The 7,226-nt window shown below is 73.5% G+C and carries 6 protein-coding genes; 3 read left to right on the top strand and 3 right to left on the bottom strand.

The features are described from left to right. Positions 1-979 (top strand): MFS transporter (locus tag CIB93_RS36375; RefSeq protein WP_143660136.1); only part of this gene is annotated, 979 nt, incomplete at its 5' end. Positions 980-1,085: 106 nt separating this feature from the next. Here the strand turns inward: CIB93_RS36375 and CIB93_RS36380 are convergent. Further along, on the bottom strand, positions 1,086-1,967 hold the full coding sequence (locus CIB93_RS36380) for a helix-turn-helix transcriptional regulator (RefSeq protein ID WP_096633057.1): 882 nt from the start codon (positions 1,965-1,967) through the stop codon (positions 1,086-1,088). A 103-nt stretch (positions 1,968-2,070) separates the two neighbouring features. On the opposite strand from CIB93_RS36380, the gene CIB93_RS36385 reads away from it, so the two are divergent. Then, positions 2,071-3,594, top strand: a complete 1,524-nt coding sequence (locus tag CIB93_RS36385) for an MFS transporter (RefSeq protein ID WP_096633058.1) — start codon at positions 2,071-2,073, stop codon at positions 3,592-3,594. 104 nt (positions 3,595-3,698) lie between these two features. Here CIB93_RS36385 and CIB93_RS36390 read toward each other — a convergent pair whose 3' ends face one another. Both CIB93_RS36390 and CIB93_RS36395 read right to left on the bottom strand, forming a co-directional pair. Further along, positions 3,699-3,947 (bottom strand): SCO4226 family nickel-binding protein, encoded by a 249-nt coding sequence (locus CIB93_RS36390; protein ID WP_096633059.1) that lies wholly within the window; start codon positions 3,945-3,947, stop codon positions 3,699-3,701. Positions 3,948-4,123: 176 nt separating this feature from the next. Then, the gene (locus CIB93_RS36395; RefSeq protein WP_096633060.1) at positions 4,124-4,657 is read right to left on the bottom strand and encodes a hypothetical protein; all 534 of its coding nucleotides are present in this window, start codon (positions 4,655-4,657) and stop codon (positions 4,124-4,126) included. A gap of 270 nt (positions 4,658-4,927) precedes the next feature. Here CIB93_RS36395 and CIB93_RS36400 point away from each other — a divergent pair. Continuing rightward, positions 4,928-7,226 (top strand): AMP-binding protein (locus CIB93_RS36400; protein ID WP_179500372.1); only part of this gene is annotated, 2,299 nt, incomplete at its 3' end.

A 7,226-nucleotide genomic window follows, 5' to 3' on the forward strand; every position in this document is an offset into this window, starting at 1 on the left:
CCTCCCCGTCGTGGTGGTCTTCCTGGCCTTCGCCCCGAAGCTCCTCAAGGAGGTCCGGGAGGCCCGGCCCGGCCGGGTGGACGCGCTGAGCGTGGTGCAGTCCGCGGTCGGCATCCTGCTCGCCGTCTACTCCGTCAAGGCCGCAGCGGCCGAGGGGTTCTCGCTGGAGCAGCTCGCCATCGGCGTGCTGGGTGTGGCCATCCTGGTCTGGTTCGTGCGCAGGCAGTTCACGCTGGAGGAGCCGCTGCTCGACCTCGGCCTCTTCCGTGACCGGGTCTTCACCGTCGCCGTACTGACCGGGCTCCTCTCCCTGGTGGCCTGGGCCGCGGCCGGGTACCTCAGCGGTGTCTACCTTCAGTCGGTGCTCGGCTTCACGGTGCTCACCGCGGCGTTCCTCGCCCTGCCCGGCGCGGCCGTGCTCACCGTGGCCTGCATCGGCACGGCGGGTGTCGTCGACCGGATCGGCAAGCGGGCCTCGCTGATCGCCTCGCACTTCTTCATCGGCACCGGGCTCCTGCTGCTGATGTTCACCGGCACCTCCGCCGGTGCGGCGCTGTACATCGCCTCGACCGTCATCGCGGGCGTCGGCTACGGGCTCTCCTTCAGCCTGGTCGCGGAGACCGCCGTCGCGGCGGTGCCCGCCGAGCGGGCCGGTTCGGCCGGGGCGATCGCGGAGATGAGCAACGAGCTGGGCGGCGCGCTCGGCATCTCCCTGCTCGGCTCGCTCGCCGCGTTCTTCTTCCGCTTCCTCGGCCCCGGTACGGCGGGCACCCTCGACACGACGCTGTCCACGCCGGGGCTGTCCGACGAGACGGCCGCCCAGGCCAAGGACGCCTTCGTCACCGGACTGCACGCGGCGATCGGCGTCGCGGCCGCGCTCACGCTCGCGCTCGGCGTTCTCGCGGTGCGCTGGCTGCCGCGCGAGGACCGGGACACGACGGCCGGGGCCCCGGACCGGCAGGAGCAGACCGTGTCCTGAGGACGTGGGACCTGCGACAGGGTGTGGAACCCGCGACAGAACGTGGGGCCCGCGACCCGCCCCCGGCGTACGTGTTCCGAGTACGCCAGGGGCGGGCGCGGGCCTTTCAGTGCCGCTCGGCGCGTACGGTCACCGACTCGGGCTCGTCGCCCCCGCTCTGCTGGTTCAGCACGCGCAACGCGTCCGCGGAGGTCGCGTCGTTGGGGGTGTAGATCTCGACGCGGTGGTCGGGGCTGTCGGGCTGGAGCCACACCTGGTAGTCCACGCTCACCGCGCCGACGGTGGGATGTTGCAGATGCATGGCCCCCGTCGTGCAGTCGGAGACGTCACCCGTCGCCCACATCGCACCGAAGTCGGGGCTGTTCATGGTGAGTTCGCCGATGAGTCCGGCGAGCCGGGCGTCCGTGGGATAGCGGCCGGCGGTGAGACGCAGATAGGCGACGTGGACCTTGGCCAGATCCGGCCAGTTGCGGTACATGCCGCGGGTGTGCGGGTCGAGGAAGAACATCCGCGGGATCGACGGACGCTCCGCCGGATTCCGCGGCGCCTCGTAGGGGATGTGCTCGGCGACCAGCGCGTGCCCGGTGCGGTTCCACGCGAGGACGTCGCCCCGTCTGCCGAGCACCACCGCGGGGGTGGCCTCGCCCAGGGACTCCAGGAGGGTCAGAACCCGCGCGTGGGGCTCCTCGCGGGGCGGTTCGCCCAGACCGGGCTTCACCGACTGCCGGGCGAGGTTGTGCAGATGTACGGTCTCCACCTGATCGAGCCGGAGCACCCGGGCGAGCGCGTCGAGCACCTGCTCGGACGCGGTCTCCGCCTGCCCCTGCTCCAGGCGCGTGTAGTACCCCGCGCTCACCCCCGCGAGCTGGGCCAGCTCCTCCCGTCTGAGACCGGGGACCCGGCGGGAGGTGCCGTAGGTCAGCAGACCGATCTCAGCCGGAGTGACCCGGTCACGGCGGCTCTTCAGGAACGTTCCGAGGCTCTCCATGCATCCGAGCGTAGAGCGCCCGCCAGCCCTGTGGGTGTACCTGTCGGGTGTACCCACACCACAGGGATGGCTGTCGGCCGCGCCGTGGCCGAGCCTCGGCACCATGACTCAACAGCATGCGCACAACGCACCCGGACTGCGGGCCTGGCTCGGGCTCGCGGTGGTCCTCGGCCCGGTCCTCCTCGTCTCCATGGACGGATCGATCCTGTTCCTGGCGATGCCCCGGATCAGCCAGGCCCTCTCGCCCACCGCCGACCAGGCGCTGTGGATCCTGGACATCTACGGCTTCGCCGTCGGCTCACTGCTGGTCGCCTTCGGCAGCATCGGCGACCGCTACGGGCGGCTGAAGCTCCTGATGATCGGCGCGACCGTGTTCGGCCTCGGCTCCGCCGGGGCCGCGTTCGCACCGACCCCCGAACTCCTCATCGCCTGCCGGGCGCTGATGGGCGTGGCCGGCGCGACCCTGCTGCCCTCGGCGCTGGCCGTGCTGAGCGAACTCTTCCCGGACCCCCGGCGCCGGGCGCAGGCCATCGGCATCTTCGCCGCGGCCTTCGCGGCCGGATTCGCCATCGGCCCGGTCGTCGGCGGCGCCCTCCTCGGGTCGTTCTGGTGGGGCTCGGTCTTCCTCGTCAACCTCCCCGTCATCGTGGTGTTCCTGGTGTTCGCGCCGGTCCTCCTCGGCGAGGTCAGGGCGGGCGGGACGGGCCGCGTCGACCCGCTCAGCGTCGTGACCTCCGCCGGAGGCCTGCTGCTCACGATCTACGGCATCAAGCACCTGGCCGCCGACGGCATCTCGGCCCTGCCGATCACCACGATGATCCTCGGCATCGCCGTACTGACCTTCTTCGGCCTGCGCCAACGGCACCTCGAAACCCCCCTGATCGACTTCTCCCTCTTCCGCGACCGCGTCTTCAGCATCGCCATCATCACGGGCCTGCTGCCCCTGGCCGCCTGGTCGGCGGCGGCCTATCTGTCCGGCATCTACCTCCAGTCCGTACTGGGCCTGAGCGTCCTGAACGCGGCACTCCTGGCGCTCCCGGGCGCGGTGGCCCTCACCCTCTCGTGCATCGTCACGCCCACCGTCGTCGAACGCATCGGCAAGCGGGCCGCGCTCCTCGTCTGCCACTTCTCGATCGCGGGCGGCCTGCTGCTGCTGCTTCCCACCACGGTCACCGCCGGGATCGGCTGGTACATCGCCTCGACCGTGATCGCCGGACTGGGATACGGCATCTCCTTCGCCGTCGTCGCGGACACCGCGGTCGGCGCGGTCCCCGCGGAGCGGGCGGGCTCGGCCGGCGCGATCGCCGAGACCAGCAACGAGATCGGCAACGCCCTCGGTATCGCGCTCCTCGGCTCGCTCGCCGCGCTGCTCTTCCGTCTCCAGGGCCCGGACCTCGCCCCCACGCTCGACGAGACCCTTCAGCTGCCCTCCCTGCTCCCGTCCGCGATCCAGGACGCGAAGAGCGCGTTCGTCACCGGCCTGCACGTCGTCGTGGTGGTGGCGGGCCTGCTGCATGCCGCGCTCGGAACGGCCGCGCTGCGCTGGCTCCCCAAGCAGGCGGCGGACGGTCCGGACTCCGGCAGCCACGAGGAGGCCGCGGAGGAACCGGTGGCGACCAGGTCATAGCGGTGCCGGTCGCGAGTACGTCATTGCGGCGCCGGTCGCGGCCAGGCCGTATCCCACGGCCGCGACCAGGCCGTGTCTCACGCGGCCAGCGACCAGGCCGTGTCTCACACGGCCAGCGGCACCGCGTGGATCTCGTCGGCCGTGTGGCCCGCGCGCTCGTGGATGCGCTGGACGGCTTCCGCGGAGGGGGCGGTGGACAGGCAGTAGACCGTGCCCGACTCCGGGTCCGCCCAGGCCCGTTCGAAGTGAACGCCCTCTTCCTTCTCGATCGCGGTGTCCGCCGCGTGGGCCTCCTTCAACTGCTCGGATGTGATGCCCTTCATGCCGCGGTGGACATCCATGTACGTTCCCATGACCTGCGCACCTCCAATGGTGGGTGGTGGCCCCCCTTCCATGCTGCACCTGATGCCGTTCGGCGGCGCGGGCAGAGGCGGGACCGCGCCTCCGCTGCCCGCCGCTGCCGGGCGGGGGCCGGGAAACGCCGCGTCCCCGGAAGCACGGGCTTCCGGGGACGCGGTGTGACCGTGGGCTACCAGGTGAAGGCGGCCGACTGGTTGCTGGTGGCGGTGCAGTAGGAGGTGAAGGTTCCCGCGGGGTTGGTCACGTCGAACTTCACGGACCAGTTGCTCGCGCTCGGCGTGCCCGTGAGCGCCACCGAATCGGTGGTGTCACCGGCGGCCAGGGAACCGGCGGAGAGGGGGAGCGGGCCGAAGGACAGCGGGTCGCCCGTGGTCGCCGCGTCGTGCACGGTGCCCGAGAACCGTACCTCGCTCGTCGCGCCGCCCGAGGTCTTCTGCAACTTCAGCGTGGTGGTCACGGTGTCCGCCGCGAGCGGGAACTGCGTGCGGATGTCCGTGGAGTCGATCCGCACCGTCTTGCCGCTGCCCGAGTCGGCCGCGGTGAGCGTGATGGTGCCGCTGCCCGCGGCGTCGCAGTTGTACGAGGCGGTCGCCGACGCCGGGGCGACGGCGACCGCCGAACCGGCCAGGGACAGGGACGCCGCGAGCGCGCCGGTGGCGGCGATCGCGGTGAAGGTGAAGCGTCGCGTCGAGAAGCCGTTCATGGGGGTGTGCTCCTTCTTGGCAGGTGTCGTATTCCTGATTCCTGACAGAACGTGCAGGTGCACGAGTGCCGGGCCCGGCGTCGCTGAAGCAGTAGAGCCCGTGATCCTCTGCCGGTGGTTGGCGATCTCTTGGCTGACGCCGCTGAGCTGCAGGGAGTGGGGTGCCGGGGCTGCACGGGGAGGCCGTATAGGTCAGGTATGGGCCGCGACGGCAAGGTGGGCCCGACCCTTCCGATCCGGGGAGGTCCATGGACCCGAACAGGAGCAGCCTTGTCCGAACGACAGAGCGTCGTCCCCCCGGAGTGGCGCGTCGTGCTCAATGGCGAGGGCCAGTTCTCGATCTGGTGGGCGGAGCGTGAACTGCCCGCGGGCTGGCGGGCCGAGGGGACCAGAGGGTCGCGGGAGCGGTGTCTGGCCCGGGTCCAGCAGGTGTGGACCGATCTGCGTCCGACGGGGCTGCGCCGTCGGACGGCGGCGGGGGTGAGCGCGGGGGGCGTCGGTGTCGCGGGTGTCGTCGGGGACCAGGCGCGCCGGGTGCCGGGGGAGGTGGCCGTGCAGGGCGAGGGGTTCGCGCTGTCCTTCGAGGGGCTCGACGCGGCGGGGAACCGCTGGGCCCGGTATCTGAGCTCCCTGGGCGTGGGGCGCGGCACGCTGGTGGGGGTGCTGCTCGGGCGGGGGGCCGAGCTGCACGCGGTCACCCTCGGCGTCTGGAAGGCGGGCGCCGGGTGTCTGCCGCTGGACCCGGACTTCCCGGTGGCCCGGCTGCGCGCGCTGCTCGCCGGCGCGGGGGCCCGGTTCCTCGTGACCGAAGTCGCCCACGGGCCGACGGAGTTCCGGGGGCCGGTCCGGTATGTGGACGACCCCGAGGTCTGCGCCGCCCTTGCCCGGTGCTCCGACGAGCCATTCGCCGGGACGCCCGACCCGGAGGACGTGGCGTATGTGACGCCGGTGCCCGGGACGGCCGGGCGCCCCCTTGCCGTGGCGGTCACCCATCGCGGTCTGGCGCACCATATCGACTGTGTTGTGCGGGAGTTGGCCGGTTCGGGTGGAGGAGGGACGGCGGTGTTCACCTCGGTGGCCCTGGAGTCGGCGGCGATGGGCCTGTGGGCCCCGCTGTGCGCCGGTCAGCGGGTGCTGTTCGCGCCGCGGGATCTGGACCTGGCGGAGCTGGGGGAGTGGCTCGCGGAAGCCGGCCCGTTCTCCTTCCTGGCGGTGACTGACAGTCAGTGGCGGCTTCTTGTGTGTCAGTTGGGCGAAGCCGCGAGCGGGTCGCTCGCCTCCCGGTTCGTCGTCGTGGGCGGGGGGTCGGCGGGTGCGACGGCGCGGCTAGCCGAGCGGCTCGGCCCCGGCCGACTGCGTTCCGTCCAGGGGGTGGCCGAGACGTCGTACGGCCCCCTCCTGCCGCCCGCCCGGTCCTGGGCCGGCGAAGCGCTGCGGGTGCTGGACCAGGCCTGGCTGCCGGTCCCGGACGGTGGGGTGGGTGAGCTGTACGTCGCCGGTCCGGGCGTCGCCCGCGGCTATGCGGGCCGTGCCGCGCTGACGGCCCAGCGGTTCGTCCCCGACCCCTACGGGCCTGCGGGGACACGGATGCACCGCACCGGGGAGCTGGCCCTCCGGACCGCTGCGGGCGAGGTGCGGCTGCTCGGCCGTGCCGACCGGCAGCTGTGGCTGTGCGGTCACCGGGCCGACCCGGCGGAGACCGAGGAGGTGCTGCACGACCACCCGAGCGTCGGCGAGGCCGTCGTCGTCCCGGTAAGGGGGGCCTCGGGAGAGGACGCCCTCGCCGCCTATGTGGTGCCGCGCCCCGGCGCGCAGGGCCTGGAGGCGGCGGCGCTGGCGGCCCATTGCGGGCGGCGGCTGCCCCGGCACCTGGTGCCCGGGAGCCTCACCCTCCTCGACGAGATGCCGCGCGACGCCGCCGGGCACGTGGTGCGCGCGGCTCTGCCCGGCGCTCCGGTGGAGAGCCCGGCCGCCTCCCCCGGGCCCCGCATCCTGCCCGGCGGGCGGCAACCCGGGCTCGGCCTCGCCGGGTTGATCGAGGAGCACCGGGTGCCGGGCGCCTGCGTCGCCGTGCTGGGGGGCGGCGGACGCCCGGTCGCCGTCGAGGCCGCGGGCACTGACGGGGAGGGGCGGCGGATCACCCCGCGCACCGCGTTTCCGGCGGGGGAGCTGGGCCTTCAGGTCGCCGCCCTGGGGGCGCTGCGGCTGGTGGACGAAGGGGTGCTGCCGCTGCACGCGGAGGCAGGCCGGGCCGGGGGCGCGCCCGTCCCCCTGGGGGATCTGCTGGGTCGCCGCCGGGTGGAGGCGGGCATGGCCCCGCTGGCCGCGCTGCTGGAGGACGCCACGGGCGAGGCGTTCGGGCCGCTGCTGCGGCGCCTGGTGCTCGGGCCCCTCGGCCTGGACGACAGCTGGTTCGGCGGGCCCTCGCCCCGTACGAACGGCAGGACCGGCGCCCGGGCGGCGCGCGCGGGCCACGACGCCGCCGGGCGGGCGCTCGACGGCGGGCACCGGGCCGCGGACCCGGTCGAGCTGTGGACCACGGCGGCCGACCTGGCCGCCGTGGCGATCG

The organism is Streptomyces sp. WZ.A104 (assembly GCF_002382885.1).
In the GTDB taxonomy this organism is placed as follows: Bacteria; Actinomycetota; Actinomycetes; order Streptomycetales; family Streptomycetaceae; genus Streptomyces.